A 16226-nucleotide genomic window follows, 5' to 3' on the forward strand; every position below is an offset into this window, starting at 1 on the left:
ACTAATCCTAAGACAAGAAGGATGGGGTAACTGAACTAATCTAGGGTGATGGTCTATGGAAATCTGGGTAAATTTGGAATTTGGGGATGGTAACTTTGAGTGCGGGTTTAGTAACATCAATCTTAAGGTGACGTTAGCAAATGCACAGAAGTATCTCACACAACTAGAAGTAAAATTACCTCCAGATGGGGACATTCCAGTTTTGTATCAACGTTGGAAAGAGCAATACTACTCGTTACTGAAAAATTCTAGAAGCAAATTTAAAAATAGCCAAGTCACTCATATATCTAAAAGGGATTGCCATCAATCAGTTGAGCATTTACGCCATCAACTTCGGCAGTGGCTTCACAGTATTGAGTTAGAATTAGAGCAAGCACTGCCACAAAATTCTCAGCTAGAAATTCGTCTGGTTGTCAACACTGAGAAAATTGCCTCAGACACAACAAAGGACATCTTACATCGACTCCCTTGGCAGGAATGGGATTTTTTGGCTCAAAAGTTCTCTTATGAGACGGCTGTTTGTTTTCACTCTTGTATTGCCAGCCCTACAATATTTCGGGACTTATCGACTGCTAGTAAAATTAGAAGAGCTAGGATTCTCAGTATTTTTGGAGATAGCACAAATATTGACACTCGTGCAGATAAAGAATTGCTCCAAAAATTACAGAAACGAGCAGCAGAACTCATTGTTCTTACTGAACCAAATCGGTCAGATTTTAACGCCTTGTGGGAAGAACCCTGTGACATTCTGTTTTTTGCCGGTCATAGCGAAACTCAAGATGATGGTCAAACAGGTATCATTAATATTAATCGTAATGATAGTTTAAGTTTAGAAGAAATTAAAAAAACACTCTCGACAGCAATTAAAAAGGGGTTAAAATTAGCCATTTTCAATTCCTGTGATGGGTTGGGTCTAGCAAAGCAATTGGCTTCTTTAAATCTTCCTTACATTATTGTTTGGCGCGAAGTTGTACCAGACAAAATAGCACAAAAGTTTCTTCAATATTTTTTAAGTTCTTTTTCCCAAGGAGAATCTTTATTCAATTCCGTTCGACAAGCTAGAGATAAACTCACTGAACTTGCAGATGATAGAGATATTGCCAAACAGTTACCGGGGGTCAGCTGGTTGCCAATTATCTGTCGAAATACAACTGAAACTCCACCAAGTTGGCAAGATTTGGGAGGGCTTTCTGGGGAACTTCCTGAGTCTCCGTATCAGGGTTTATCTGCATTTCGCCAGGAAAATGCTGATTTCTTTTTTGGTAGGGAGAAGTTTATTGCTTCTTTAGTGCAAGCAGCTAATAGCAACCCGTTAGTAGCTGTCATTGGTGCTTCTGGAAGTGGGAAGTCTTCTGTGGTGTTTGCAGGGTTAATTCCCCGCTTACAAGCTGCTGGTAATGTAGAGATAATCAGTTTTCGTCCGGGAAAAAATCCATTTGATGCTTTGGCAGTAGCGTTTAGCAAATATTACCAGCAAGGACAAGCAGAAGTATTAGGAGAAACTGCTAATTCTATAGCGGAACCAGAATGTGATGTCAAACGGCAACATAATGAGACAGTATTATGCAATCTTATCAAAAATTTTGTAAATTTCTCACAACATCACCATTTGGTGTTAGTAGCAGACCAGTTTGAAGAGCTTTATACCCTCACTCCAGAAGATGAACGTTACAGTTTTTTGGATGCGCTGCTTTTGGCAGTAAGAAACGCTGTTGCATTTACACTCGTGTTGACGCTACGAGCGGATTTTTTAGGAATTGTGCTTGATTATCAACCAATGGGGAAAGCCTTACAACAATACACCCCATTGTTACTAACTCCATTAAATAGAGAGGAATTGCGAGATGCGATCGAAAAACCAGCTTTTAAGATGAAGGTAGAATTGGAGCAGGGGTTAACAAGTAAACTTATTCATGATGTGGGCAATCACCCTGGTCGTTTACCAATGCTGGAGTTTGCCTTAACTCAACTTTGGTCGAAACAGAGAAATTGGTATTTGACTCATAAGGCTTATGAAGAAATTGGCGGTTTAGAAAAAGCTTTAGCACAACACGCTGATGAAGCATTAAAAAACCTAACTGAGCAAGACAAACAACAAGCAGAAAGGGTATTTATTCAGTTAGTACGTCCGGGAGAAGGGACAGAAGACACTAAGTGTGTAGCAACTCGTAACGAGGTGGGGAAGGAGAATTGGGGTTTAGTCAAACGTTTAGCCGATGAACGTTTAGTGGTGACTGGGTGGCATGAAACTGAGGAAATAGAAACAGTAGAAATCGTCCATGAAGCATTGATTCGGGAATGGGGTACTCTACGGAAGTGGGTGAATGCTAATCGACAGTTTCGCACTTGGCAAGAGCGCTTGCGGGGGGCATTGCAACAATGGGAGATGAGTAATGACGAAGGTGCTTTGTTGCGTGGTGCGCCTTTAGCGGAGGCTGAGGGTTGGTTGCAACTGCGATGGTCGGATATTGGTTCATCTGAGCTAGCTTTTATTCAGTTGAGTTTGGAATTGCGGGACAAAACACAGCAAGAAGAGAAAGAACGCACACAGCGAGAGCTAGAGCAGGCAATAAAAGCACGAAAAGCTGCTCAAATGCGGAATAGAGTCGCACTCATCTCTAGTATCACGCTTTCTGGATTGGCTGTCTTTGCCTTTCTTCAGTGGAGTGGCGCACAACAACAGAGCATAGTTGCCCTAAATCAAGCTTCTGAATCGTCCTTACTGTCCAATAAACAGCTTGAGGCTTTGGTTGCTGCTGTTCAAGCAGGCAAACAACTTAAAAATGCAATTTTTGAACCAAATGCTGCTCTCAAGCAGACTGCGATCGTAACGCTACAACAGGCAGTTTACAGAGTTCAAGAGCGCAATCGCCTCATAGGACATGAAAGTTATATTAACATCGCCACTTTTAGCCCAGACGGTGAGATAATTGTTTCTGGTAGTAATGACAACACTATCAAACTTTGGAGTCGAGACGGTAAGTTAGTTAAAACCCTCCGCAACCACACCAATGGTGTCAGTAGCATTAGTTTCAGTAGAGACGGTAATATCTTTGCTTCTGGAAGTTATGACAGTACCATCAAGCTTTGGAGTCGGGATGGTCAGTTGCTTAAGGATTTTCCCAAGGAACATACCGAACGTATCAATACTATCAGTTTCAGCCCGGACGGTCAGATGATTGCCTCTGGAAGTCATGACGATACCATCAAACTCTGGAGTCGGGACGGTCAGCTAATTAAGACTCTCTCCGGGCATGGCAAAAATATTAGGAGTGTCAGTTTCAGTCCAGATGGTCAGATGATTGCCTCTATGAGCGCGGACGAAACTATCAAACTCTGGAGTCGAGAGGGGCAGCTGCTTCGTACCTTCTCAGAATGTAAACATCCAAATAAATGCGAGCTAGCGAGAGATGATATTGGAAGCGTCAGCTTTAGCCCAGATAACAAGACAATTGTCTCTGGTGGTTATGGTGGTACGGTCAAACTCTGGAGTCGAGAAGGTCGCCTACTCAAAACCCTTGATGGACATAGCAGCAGTGTCACTGGTGTCAGTTTTAGCCCAGATGGCAAGACAATTGCCTCTACTAGCCATGACCGTACAATCAAACTCTGGAGTCGGGACGGTCAAGAACTTAAAACCCTTCATGGGCATACTGGTCTTGTAAGTAGTGTCAGTTTCAGCCGAGACGGTAAGACGCTTGCTTCTGCTAGTTGGGATGTCACTATCAGACTCTGGAACCCAGATGGTCAGCCATCTAAAACTCTATCTGAACATCAAAAACCTGTTAGGAGTGTCAGTTTTAGTCCAGATGGCAAGATAATTGCTTCTGCTAGTAATGACAAAACCATCAGACTTTGGAGTCAGGATGGCCAGCCAATTAAAACTCTCTCTGGGCATAGCAAAAATATTAGGAGTGTTAGTTTTAGCCCAGATGGTAAGATAATAGCTTCTGGTAGTAATGACAAGACCATCAAACTCTGGAGTCGAGATGGTCAGCTACTTAAGACTCTTTCGGGGCATCGCGGTAATGTCAGTAGTGTCAGTTTCAGTCCAGATGGCAAAATGATAGCCTCTGGTAGTAAGGACAAAACTATTAAACTGTGGAGTCGGGAGGGTCAGTTGCTTAAAACTCTTTCTGGGCATGAAGATAGTGTCCAGAGCATCAGTTTCAGTCCAGATGGCAAAATGATAGCCTCTGGTAGTAAGGACAAGACTATTAAACTGTGGAGTCGAGAAGGTCAGTTGCTTAAAACTCTTCCCGAAAAGAATTTTCCTGGTGGACACATCAGTGATGTTATGAACGTCAGTTTTAGTCCAGACGGCACGACAATTGCCTCTGCTAGTCAGGACAGCACAGTGAAATTATGGAGTTTGGATAGCCAAAAACCTCAAAAAACTCTCACTGGGCATGGCACTATTGTTAGTAGTGTCAGTTTCAGCCCAGACGGTAAGATACTTGCCTCTGGAAGCGATGACGAAAACATCAAACTCTGGAGTCGGGAGGGTCAAGAACTTAAAACCCTGACCGATCATCGCGATGATGTGAAAAGTGTCAGCTTCAGCCCGGACGGCAAAACACTTGCCTCTGCTAGTAAGGACAACACTGTTATCCTATGGAATTTGAATTTAGATGATTTACTGGTGCGGGGTTGTGATTGGCTGCGTGACTATCTGAAAAACCCTAATGCAAAGCTTAGTGAGAGCGATCGCACTTTATGTAATGGTCTTGGAATTTAAAGGTGAGTTACAGTTCCCTAAATTATCTAATCTCTACAAACTTAGTTAACGCTGCTTGTGCCATACTCTGGGAGCGCTAGGGGCTTACCGTAGCCCGAGAGGCGGTTAATCATCTGAAGTTACCACAAATTCTTCAGCGCTCGCCTCAGCTATTTGCATATAGAGGTTTGTGACACCAGGGGCAAATTATTCCTGAAAGCTACACTGCAAGCCTTTCACCTTTAACGCCCTACCTGACATAGCGTCACTTCAAATGGAGTCACAGCCAGTTTTCGGCTAGAGTCTTCCAGCCCAACCTTCAGTGGGAACGAAACAATCGTGTGATTGACCCTTAGACAGTTTGACAATACCATCCCGTAGAGGAGCTTTATTGGCGTTAGGTGTTGTTGCCATCCATTCGGGAAAGTTACATTGGTTGGTCACTAATAACCGAGTCGTATGATTCGTGGCTGCTAGCTCTTGTGCGATCGCCGAAGAGGAATTGACGAAAAGGAGCAAAAATGCGAGGGATATTACGAAGACTGTGGTTCTCACTAAGATGAGTGCGTTGGTTGTGGCGGCAGCAACCCCAGTCAGGACTGTTGAGAAAAGCGATCGCACAAGAGGTATAGGTGATTGTAACATTGTCGGGCTCTGTTTATTGTTTATAGCTAGGGGAAAGTGGCAGTATCGGAATTCAAAGGTGAGTTACAATTCCCTGAACTAGCTGATTAATTTTGGCGTTCGCCTCTTCTAGTTGTAGAGTAACTCATCCAATAAGATGCGACAAATTAATTCTGAGCTTTCAAAAGAAGCGAGAACAAAGTTGGAAGTAAAGATGACGACATCTAGTGCAACCCAAGAGCATAACCTGATTGAACATCAAACCAATGGATATTTTGAGGTGGCAAAGCTAATGTAATCTCTCCATTATTCCATTTTTGGTCTGGAGGTAACAAAGCACGCACAGTTAAGGATTCTGTTTCAAAGTTTTTAACACGCACACTAACCAAATTGTGCATACCCAAGTTTTCTACTAGATACACGTGCCCTTGAATTTTCTGTTGATCGTATGATTGTGCAATGCGGACGTGTTCTGGACGGATACCTAACACAATTTCCGGTGGTACTGTTGGCATATCTGGTAAAAGTACTTTTGCATCACCTAACATTACATAGTATCCGTTACAGGGTAGCGTTAGGAAATTCATTTGTGGACTACCAACAAATCCAGCAACAAATAAATTAGCTGGCTGGTTGTAGATGCATTCTGGTGAGTCGAGTTGCTGGACAAGACCATCATTGAGTACAGCTACTTTTGTCGAAAGTGTCATTGCTTCTGTTTGGTCATGAGTCACGTAGACCACTGGAGCTTTTTGAGTAGCAAATATTTGCTTGATATCAGCACGGACTCGTTCGCGTAGAAGCGCATCTAGGTTACTCAGCGGTTCATCCAGCAAATACACTTGAGCGCGACGCACCAAAGCCCGACCAAGAGCGACTCTTTGTCTTTGTCCTCCTGATAATTGACCTGGTTTACGTTGCAATAATTCTTCTAATCCTAAAAGCTTTGCCACTTCTGTCAGTCGCTGTTGAATTTCAGCGCGAGGAGTTTTTTTCAGCTTCAGTCCTGACGCTAGGTTTTCGTACACGGACATATGAGGGTAAAGCGCATAACTTTGAAAGACCATTGCCATATTGCGCTCGCCAGGTCGTTTAAATGTAATCTCCTCATCCCCAAGAAATATCCGACCACGAGTCGGTTCCTCTAGCCCTGCAATCATTCGCAGTAGGGTAGATTTACCACAGCCACTTGGACCCAGTAAAGTGAGAAATTCATTGTCATCTACAGTTAAATTAATGTCTTTAACTGGAATAACTTTAGGCGTATAGATCTTGTTTAAGCTTTTCAGTTCTAGTTTCGCCATTTTTCTGGTTTTAATTATTTTTATCTTTTGCCAATTCTTCCCCTTGTCCTTCATCATCCCTTAACAGCACCAGTTGTAAGACCTTGGATAATCTTGCGCTGGAAGAACAAAACGATTAAAACTAACGGCAATGTTCCAACAACCGTTGCTGCAGCAATAGGACCATAGGGAATTTCAAAGACTGTTGCACCGCCTAATTGTGCCGCAGCAACGGAAATTGTTTTCATCTCTTCACGGGTAATAAATGTGAGAGCAAAGATAAACTCATTCCAGGCAAAAATAAATGTGAGAATTCCCGTCGTTACTAAAGCAGGAATTGTCATGGGTAGTAAGATTTGCAATAACATTTGTACAGTGTTGTAGCCATCCACTCTTGCGGAATCTTCCAAATCTTTTGGTAATTGCTGGAAAAAGCTGCGTAATACCAAAATTGTTAATGGTAAATTGATAGCAGTATAAGGAATAAGAAGCGCTAAATAGTTGTTACCTAGATTTAGCCCTTTGATAATTTCTAAAAGACCCAAAAACAATAAAATACCAGGAAATAAAGTGACAATGAGAATACCTGCTATAATAGCTCTGCTACCCCAAGGACGCAACCGTGCTAAAGCATACGCAGCAGGCGCACCTAGTGCTAAAGATAAAACTGTAGAAACAATGGAGACGAAAGCACTATTCAATATATAACGCAAAAATGGACGCCGGGTAAATAATTCGATGTAGTGAGTGAAAGTAATTCGAGAAGGAAAATAAACGGTAGGAATTTTAGCAATATCCTTATTTAACTTAAATGATGTGAGTAGTTGCCACATTGCTGGTGCTAAACAGAAAACCACAACTAAGGCAATTACCACTCTAAGTAAGATATTTTTACCAAAATTTTTTACTCTTGTTTTTGGTTTGAGAATTGTAATCGATTTTTTCTGAGTGACAGTCATAGAAATTATTCATGTGAGATTTTGGAGATGTCTATTAGTAAAAGGTCTCCATAGAAGATTTGTTGAGTAAAAAACTAGCAATAGCTACCGCTGCAATCAATAAAAGAAACGTCACCACAACTAAAGCTGCCCCATACCCAAAATCTAAGTAGCGCATTACGGTAGAGTAGATATACAGTGATACCACTTCTGTTGCACCACCGGGACCTCCTCCAGTCATAACAGCAATCAAGTCAAAAATTCCAAAAGCCTGAGCAAACCGAAACAACATAGCAATGAGAATTTGCGGCATCAACAGAGGTAGAGTAATTTGGTAGAAGCTTTGCCAGGGTGCTGCGCCATCAATTGCATGAGCTTCATACAGGTCGAGTGAAATTGACTGTAAACCAGCCAATAGCAAGATACTGATAAATGGAGTCGTTTTCCACACATCTGCAAATATTACGGCTGTTATTGCTAATGTCGGTTCTCCCAACCAGTTAATTCCAGTTTGAATCAAACCTAGCCGTAGCAGAATGTCGTTGACAACTCCAAACTGGTCATTAAAAATCCAAGCCCAAGCAAGACCGATGAGGGCGGTAGGCAAAGCCCAAGGTAAAATGGCGATCGCACGTACTGCACTCCTGCCAAAAAACTTCTTATTCAAGACTAGGGCAACACCCAATCCCAGCAGTAACTCTAGGAACACTGTTGATAAAGTGAATACTGTTGTTGTCCTAAAACTTTCCCAGAAACGACCATCCCCTGCCATTCGCACGTAATTACTAAAACCAGAAAAGACGGGTTGCAGTTTCGTTCCTAAATTCTGGGTAAAGAAACTTAACCAAAAAGCTCGCACTATTGGATAGCCAAAGACAAATAACAGCAACAGCAAGGCGGGTAGCAAGAGAATCCACGCTGTTCGTTGTTCTCGACTTCTTATTGTTTGTAAATTAGTCATTAGTTATTGTAAAGACCTTGCATACAAAATTTCTTCATCATTACCCTCCTGTCCCCAGTAGTTGCCGGGTTTCATTAGCAGCAGCTTGCATTGCATTTTCAGGAGTTATGCTATTTGTTAGTGCAGCACTGAGATAACGTTGCAAAATATCTGATACTTGAGCGTACTGGGCAATGGGTGGACGTAGAACGGCTCTATCAGCTATTTTATGTAACTGAGAATAATGAGGGTATTTACTGACAATTTCTGGGTCTGTAAATAGTGAGGGTCTGCTTGGGACGAAACCTGCTTTCAAAATAAATTGGCGCTGTGCTTCTTCGCTCGTAAAGTATTGAATTGCTTTCCAAGCTTCTTCAGGATGTTTAGAGAATTTGGCAATTCCCAAACCCCAACCACCTAAACACGCTCCTCCACTGTTATGAGGAGTAGCAACCATCAGTTTAATTCCGATTTTGCCTTTGATGGGAGAATCTTCAGCATTGGCTAGGGGCCAAACATAAGGCCAACTGCGTAAAAATGCTGCTTGACCGCTTTGAAATATACGTCTAGTATCTTCTTCGATATATGTTGTGACTCCAGCCGGAGAAATTTTTTCTTGAATTGTGTCTTTAAGAAAAGCGATCGCTTTTAATGTCTCGGGTTTATCCAGCCCCACTTCTAAAGTATCAGGATTCACCCAAAATCCACGGAAACCTTCCAAAACTTCCACAAACATTGCAGCTAGTCCTTCATACTGGCGACCCTGCCAAAGATAACCCCAATTGACTTTTCCTTGGTCTTTTAAAGACTTAGAAATGTTGACCAAATCTATAAAGGTTTCTGGCGGTTGAAACCCTGCTTGGTTGAGCAAGTCTTTTCGGTAGTAAAGGACTCCCAAATCACTTCGCATAGGAATTTTGTAGAGCTTACCTTCGTAACGCCCCGCTTCTACATCAGTGGGCGAAAATGCGGCTAACTCTTCTTTTGTCAGGCGGTCGCTTAAGTCTAACAACCACCCAGCAGCTGCAAACTTGGGCGTCCAAATAACATCCATATTGACCAAGTCATAGGGAGATTCTCCCAAGATAAATGCTGAAGTATACAAGTCCTCCAGCAAATTTGTAGCATTTGGACCTTCAATTAGATTGATACGAATGCCTGGATTTTTTGCTTCAAAGTCTTTGATGATGCCTTGCTTCCAAGGTTGGGCATCAGGAGAAGTTAACAACAAATTCAGGACTACTGGTTTCTGTGATAAGGCTGGCGGGAGGGAAAGCAAGATGATGCTTAATAAAAAAGCAGCAAATATTCCTGTAGTAAATTTAAATTTTTGTAATATTTTTTGCTGTTTTTTTTTGTTAAAATCAGACATTTTTATCAAACTAATTCTAGTATACAATGGGTTATTGAGAGTTATGTAGTATCTCCCATTTCTTTGTGTTCTTGGGACGGTAGATCGGAAACTTCATTTCTCAACTGCTTCGATTACATAATTTCAAGGCTTGAGCAGATTTTTTATGATGTAGATTTAAGTAGTCGTAATTAACAACTGTAGTGAAAATTTATGAGCTTTCTCTATAGTTGTTAGGGTTACCTAGCTGGACATAATATTACTTCTTATTAGCATGAGGATTAACACAATATAAGGAATAAGGGTCTTTGTAATTGTGATGAGTTGGTTTTTCGAGTTTTATTGCTTTGTTTTTCGATATGCTTTTACAATATGGCTCTAAGTCAATGTCTATATTATAGGTATTTCTTCCTTGAAAACCATACTTCTCTCCTTGTTTTGCGATTTCGTAAGAGCATACCCATCGAAAGACTGGATAAACGTCTTTTTTAGTTTCAAGAAGCACCGGTTGTCCTGGTAAAATACGGTCACCATTATCTTTTTTATAAAATCCTTGTTCTGTGGCATCTTTTTCCATTTGTTGAATAATTTCTTCATGCTGACATACTTGTTGCAAGTCAATCTCTTCTTCAAAACCCTTATTAATTTCATTAGTTAAGTCAGGAAATAAAGGGTTAAGCTCTATAGAAATTTCTTTAGAGCCTAAGTTTTTATCACCTTCTCGTATCTTATATTCACAAGAAAATCTTAGTATGTTTATGTTGCTAGTATTCTTATTGTCTACGAAAGATGTTTCTATGGATACATCTGCATTACCTTCGATTTTTAGCCTCTTTTCTACCAGTCCTTCATAACTTTTACAGACTTTTATTTTATAGTCTTCATCTCGGCTCATATTTTGATCATTTAAGGTGTCTATATACCAATTTTGAATTAACAATGCAAGTGGTGCTAAAAATACTAGCAAACCGACCAGGTAGGGAAGAATCTGTACAAAATTGGCAAGTTTATCATGCGTTATCAGGTCGAGAAATGCTTGGAAGAAGTTCCTTACTATATCAACAAGATTATTGGGTGGGGTAAGAGAATTGCTGGGTGGAGTAGGAGAATTATTGGGTGGGGTAAGAGAATTGCTGGGTGGAGTAGGAGAATTATTGGGTGGGGTAGGAGAATTATTGGGTGGGGTAGGAGAGTTTGACATAAAAGAACTCCAACTAATTAAAAAATTAACTACGTTCAACCTTAAAGATTGTCTTGAAAATGGTCGTGTTGCTCGTCGATTATTCCACTCAATTATTAGCACTCAACCATATTTTCACTATTTGTTAATAGATATATGATGTAAAGCTGTTTGATAATCAGCGTATGATAAAACTGAAGCTTCATCAAAATTATACGTAGATGGATAAGAAAACCCTATTCTTTGAGGTTCAATATAAGTGTCGGTTATGTTCAATGTTGAAAGTCCAATATCTGATGGTTGTAAAGTGTGATTGACATAACGAGGAAAACAAACAACACTACCGAAAGAAAGTAGAATTTCAATCATCGTATCAAATCCTAATTTTGTATCGTGAATAAAGTATCTTCCTCTTCTAGATTTTTCTTGAGATGTGACAATAATAATTGAATCAACAGAATGATAATGTGGTTCAATATTGTATTCACTAAATTTAGCATCTTCGCGTCTGCCGTCAGGGTAATCATGAACTAGTCTTGCTGCAAAGTCATGATTATACAGAAGTGTTGAAGTTGAAAAAACTTGATGTGGCAAATAGAAAGGAACGGTTTGAAAAGAGTTATCTTTCTCTAAAGAATTAAGCAGACAAAGATTGGAATGATAACGTTCATCAACATGGTATAATAATTCCCCCCTCTTCCAACTCCTAGCGACAAAATTTTGAAAGCCCAGCTTGGTTGTATCTCCAATAATCGACTCAACAATGACTTTGATTAACAGTTGAATTTTTTCAGAAAAATTTGTTTTTTTTCGGTACGTGGTATCCATATCAAATTTTATTAATGCTCTAGAGCACTTCTTCTATGTATAGATTTCGTTTTTTTCAACTTATACAGATGCTGTTGGCTGGATATCTCACATCTTGCACCATCGCCTTATTGCAAAAATCACAGCCCAAAAAGTTGATTCTTTCGTAGGTAGGGCTATGCCGCACAGCCCTTATTGAGAAGGTGCAAGATATCAGATATGGCAGTGATTGAAAACCTATCAATAAAAATCCACAGTTTTTTCATGACAACATCATGATTGTCTTTTACTGTTATCAAGAATCGACTGATGAAATCTCTTATGTGTTCAAGCTTGCTTGCTGACGATACGATCGGCATATGTATTTTTTGTAGCTGTTCATTGATTAAAGTTCCTAATTTGCTTGAATAGTTTTGAGGTTCACCCTTCTTTATCCTTATTTCATAGGGCTTTGAGACGAAGTGGTCACCCCCTCAACAATTTCAACCAATCATTATTATTGATTTCTTTGTTTAAGTTTTTCACAAAGCAGTAGTTTTATTGATTTATCATACTTAGTGTAGATGATCGCCATAAATTATCAATACCGTAAAGTTAAGGTGAAGTTACGGTGAAGTTACTTCTATGGTAGAGTTGACATAGAAACTCATACAATAGCCTATGAACTTTGAGGAAGCGTTGGAAGTTGCTGATGAAGCCGCGTTCGTGAACGTAGGAAGAAGGTTGAGTCAAGTAGAAATCGCTATCCTCAAAGGCTCTTGGGAGAATCTGACCTACGAGCAAATTGCTTCTGAAGCGAGATACTCGGTGGCGTATGTAAAGCAACATGTGGGTCCTGAACTGTGGAAACTGCTTACCCAAGCACTGGGTGAAAAAGTCAGCAAAAGCAACTTTCGCTCGGCTCTAGAGCGGTTTTGGCGCAAATCGAAGAACGCAGAGGAAGCGCAGAACACCTCAGAGAATTCAATCCAAAATTCAAACCCCCCTTTTTCCCTCCTTGGTAAGGGGGGATTAAAGGGGGATGCTCCCCTTGCTCAGGACGGATTTCACAGGGGTGCAGACTGGGGAGAACAGATCGATGTCTCTACGTTCTACGGACGCACAGCAGAACTCAATACACTAGAGCAATGGCTGATAAAGGAGCGTTGTCGATTGGTAGCGCTATTAGGAATGGGGGGAATTGGAAAAACCTCTATTGCAGCCAAGCTAGTGCAACAAATTCAAGGGTCGTTTGAGTACGTTATTTGGCGAAGTCTCCACAATTCCCCGCCACTTTTTGAACTCCTTCCTACTTTGATTCAATTTGTCTCCAACTTAGAGGTTTCAGAAAATGACCTACCAAAAAGTGTCAACAGTAGAATCTCGTTACTAATTGAGTATTTACTCAAACACCGCTGTCTTATAGTACTTGATAATACTGAAACCATTTTGCAATCTGGCGATCGCGCAGGCTTCTATCGAGAAGGCTATGAAGATTATGGATTACTTTTTAAACGAGTCGGTCAAGAAATTCATCAAAGTTGCTTGCTATTAACATCTCGCGAAAAACCCAAAGAGGTAGCATCACTTGAAGGAAAAACCCTCCCTGTTCGTTCATTACAACTTGGTGGTCTAGAAGCAGTAGCAGGGCAAAAAATTTTGGAAGTTAAGGGAATCAGTGGTTCGGAGTCAGAATTGACAACATTAGTAGAGCGTTATTCAGGTAACGCCTTAGCCTTGAAAATAGTCTCAACGACAATACTAGATCTTTTTAATGGTCATGTTTCTGAATTTCTCAGACAAAAAACATCTGTCTTTGGTAGCATTCGCGAGCTTTTAGAGCAGCAGTTTTCACGCTTGTCAGATTTAGAAAAGGACATCATGTACTGGCTGGCAATTAATCGCGAGCCAATTTCACTATCAGAGTTACGAGAAGATATCGGATCGCCAATACCAGTACAAAAATTCCTGAATGCTCTAGAGTCTTTAGTACAGCGATCGCTACTTGAGAAGACTACACTTATTAAAAACCCAGTATCGCTCTTCACACTACAACCCGTACTAATGGAGTATGTGACCAATCAATTGGTAGAGCAAGTTTGTCAAGAAATTGCAACACAAAGTATCAAACTTTTTAGAAGCCATGCTTTGATTAAGACGACTGCAAAAGATTATGTACGGCAAACTCAAATTCGCCTCATCCTTCAACCAGTAATTTATGGTCTATTAACAGATTTGAGAAGCAAAAAAGATATTGAAAAAAAACTCACTCAAATTCTAACAAAACTGCGAAAAGAATCTCCATTAGAACCGGGGTATACGGGAGGAAATGTTTTCAATCTACTCAAGCATTTGGAGACCGATCTAAGCGGCTATGATTTCTCGTACCTAAATATTTCACAGGCAGATTTACGAGGTGTAGAATTGCACAATGTAAATTTTGCTCATGCCAATTTAGCTAAATTGGCATTTGTTGAAAGTTTCGGAGCTATTTTATCAGTAACCTTTAGTCCCAATGGTAAGCTTTTGGCAGCAGGAGATACAAATGGTGAAATTCACTTGTACCAAGTAGCAGACGGTCAACAATTGCTCATTTGCAAAGGACATAAAGGTTGGGTTTGGTCAGTCTGCTTCAGCCCAGATGGTCAGACACTTGTAAGTGGAGGTGAAGACCAAACAATTAAGCTATGGGATACCAGCAACGGTTACTGTCTGAGAAATTTAGAAGGTCATAGCGGTACAGTATTTTCAGTGGTATTCAGTCCAGATGGTCATACTCTAGCAAGCGGCAGTGAAGACAACACTGTAAAGTTATGGAACGTAAGTACTGGTCAGGTTTATAAAAATCTCATAAGACATACCAACTGGGTATTCTCTGTCGTCTTTAGCCCGGATGGCTATACTCTGGCAAGTGGTAGTCATGACTCCACTATAAAGTTGTGGGATACACGTACTGGTGAACTCCTCAACACTCTCCACAGTCACACAAAGCGAGTACAGTCAGTTGCTTACTCTCCGAAAAACAGTCACATCCTAGCAAGCGCCAGTGATGACCATACTGTAAAGTTGTGGGATACAAGTACTGGTGAATGCCTCAAAACTTTACAGGGACATAGTAGTGGGCTTTGGTCAATTGCCTTTAGTCCGGATGGTCTGGTCTTAGCGAGTAGCAGTAATGACCAAACAGTCAGGCTTTGGGATTGTTTTACTGACCAATGCTTCCGGATATTGGCAGACCATAGTAATCGGGTATTGTCAGTCGCTTTTAGTCCTCAAGGTACCATACTTGCTAGCGGCACTTTCGACCAAGAAATAAAAATTTGGGAGGTAAATAGCGGTCACTGTCTCAAGACCATACAAGGTCATGCGAATTGGGTATTTTCAGTAGGATTCAGTCCTCAAGGTACTACACTTGCTAGCGGTACTAATGATGGCAAGGTGAGGTTATGGAACAGCAGTACAGGTGAATGTCTTAAAACCTTGAAGGGGCATAGTAATAAGGTATGGTCAATAACTTTCAGTCCAGATGATAACCTCCTTGCAAGTAGTGGTGATGACCAAACAGTGAGGCTGTGGAATATTAGAACAGGTCAATGTCTCAAGACTTTGCAAGGTCACATTGGAGGAGTCTTATCAGTTGCTTTTAGCCCTACGAGTCCGGTTCTTGCCAGTGGCGGTGAAGACCAAGCAGTCAAATTATGGGATATCAGAACTGGTAAATCCTTCTTATCTCTACAAGGGCATTCTAACCGCATATTTACTCTGGCTTTCAGTGTCAATGCTCCCATTCTCGCAAGTGGTAGTGATGACCATACAGTAAAACTGTGGGATATCCACACAGGTCAATGCCTTAAAACTTTACAAGGGCATAGCAATCGAATATATTCAGTTGCATTTAGTCCCAATGGTTTCATTTTGGCAAGTGCCAGTGAAGATAAGACATTGAAGCTATGGGATATCCGCACAGGTGAGTGCTTGAAAACTTTGCAAGGACACAGGGGCTGGGTTCGGTCAGTGACTTTCAGTCCTGATTCTCAGTTATTAGCAAGTAGCAGTGATGACCATACAGTAAGGCTGTGGCATCTGAGTACCGGTGAATGTCTCAAAACTTTGCAAGGACACGCGGATTGGGTTTGGTCAGTTACCTTCAGTCCAAAAGGTGATACGATCGCTAGTGCTAGCCATGACGGTAGCATTAAACTTTGGGACGTCTTGACGGGTGATTGCGTCCAAACTCTCAGAGACAAAAGACCTTACGAAGGTATGAACATCACTGGCATTACAGGTATAAATGAGGCAACTCTTGAAACCCTGAAAGCTTTAGGAGCCGTGGAATGTTATCCGAGTATAGGGAGCGCTTAAATGAGACTACCATTGTAAATCGTTGTAACGCTCATAGTTTCATCC

The 16226-nt window shown here is 41.0% G+C and carries 10 protein-coding genes; 3 read left to right on the forward strand and 7 right to left on the reverse strand.

Annotation, left to right across the window (positions count from 1 at the left end; all coding sequences use genetic code 11):
- The first annotated feature begins 55 nt into the window (after positions 1-55).
- Positions 56-4738, forward strand: a complete 4683-nt coding sequence (locus ACYRY3_RS34800; protein WP_460206230.1) for an nSTAND1 domain-containing NTPase — start codon at positions 56-58, stop codon at positions 4736-4738.
- A 276-nt stretch (positions 4739-5014) separates the two neighbouring features.
- On the opposite strand, the gene ACYRY3_RS34805 is transcribed toward ACYRY3_RS34800, so the two are convergent.
- From ACYRY3_RS34805 to ACYRY3_RS34830, 6 genes are all read right to left on the reverse strand, one after another.
- A complete protein-coding gene (locus ACYRY3_RS34805; protein WP_460206231.1) occupies positions 5015-5362 on the reverse strand; it encodes a hypothetical protein in 348 nt (115 codons plus the stop codon).
- Between the two features lie 203 nt (positions 5363-5565).
- Positions 5566-6645: an ABC transporter ATP-binding protein gene (locus tag ACYRY3_RS34810; protein ID WP_460206232.1), complete on the reverse strand. Its 1080-nt coding sequence runs from the start codon at positions 6643-6645 to the stop codon at positions 5566-5568.
- 53 nt (positions 6646-6698) lie between these two features.
- A complete protein-coding gene (locus ACYRY3_RS34815; protein ID WP_460206233.1) occupies positions 6699-7583 on the reverse strand; it encodes a carbohydrate ABC transporter permease in 885 nt (294 codons plus the stop codon).
- A 34-nt stretch (positions 7584-7617) separates the two neighbouring features.
- Complete coding sequence (locus tag ACYRY3_RS34820; RefSeq protein WP_460206234.1) at positions 7618-8523, reverse strand: carbohydrate ABC transporter permease; 906 nt, start codon at positions 8521-8523, stop codon at positions 7618-7620.
- Between the two features lie 40 nt (positions 8524-8563).
- Positions 8564-9874 carry an ABC transporter substrate-binding protein gene (locus ACYRY3_RS34825; protein ID WP_460206235.1) on the reverse strand — a complete coding sequence of 437 codons (1311 nt, stop codon included), beginning with the start codon at positions 9872-9874 and terminating at the stop codon, positions 8564-8566.
- Positions 9875-10112: 238 nt separating this feature from the next.
- Positions 10113-10748, reverse strand: a complete 636-nt coding sequence (locus ACYRY3_RS34830; protein WP_460206236.1) for a hypothetical protein — start codon at positions 10746-10748, stop codon at positions 10113-10115.
- Positions 10749-10851: 103 nt separating this feature from the next.
- Between ACYRY3_RS34830 and ACYRY3_RS34835 the strand changes: the two genes are divergently transcribed.
- The gene (locus ACYRY3_RS34835; RefSeq protein ID WP_460206237.1) at positions 10852-11193 is read left to right on the forward strand and encodes a hypothetical protein; all 342 of its coding nucleotides are present in this window, start codon (positions 10852-10854) and stop codon (positions 11191-11193) included.
- Here ACYRY3_RS34835 and ACYRY3_RS34840 read toward each other — a convergent pair.
- Positions 11172-11861 carry a hypothetical protein gene (locus ACYRY3_RS34840; RefSeq protein WP_460206238.1) on the reverse strand — a complete coding sequence of 230 codons (690 nt, stop codon included), beginning with the start codon at positions 11859-11861 and terminating at the stop codon, positions 11172-11174. The two genes, ACYRY3_RS34835 and ACYRY3_RS34840, sit on opposite strands and share 22 nt — an antisense overlap.
- A gap of 639 nt (positions 11862-12500) precedes the next feature.
- Between ACYRY3_RS34840 and ACYRY3_RS34845 the strand changes: the two genes are divergently transcribed.
- On the forward strand, positions 12501-16181 hold the full coding sequence (locus ACYRY3_RS34845; protein ID WP_460206239.1) for a WD40 domain-containing protein: 3681 nt from the start codon (positions 12501-12503) through the stop codon (positions 16179-16181).
- Positions 16182-16226: the final 45 nt, after the last annotated feature.

The organism is Scytonema sp. NUACC21 (genome assembly GCF_054684315.1).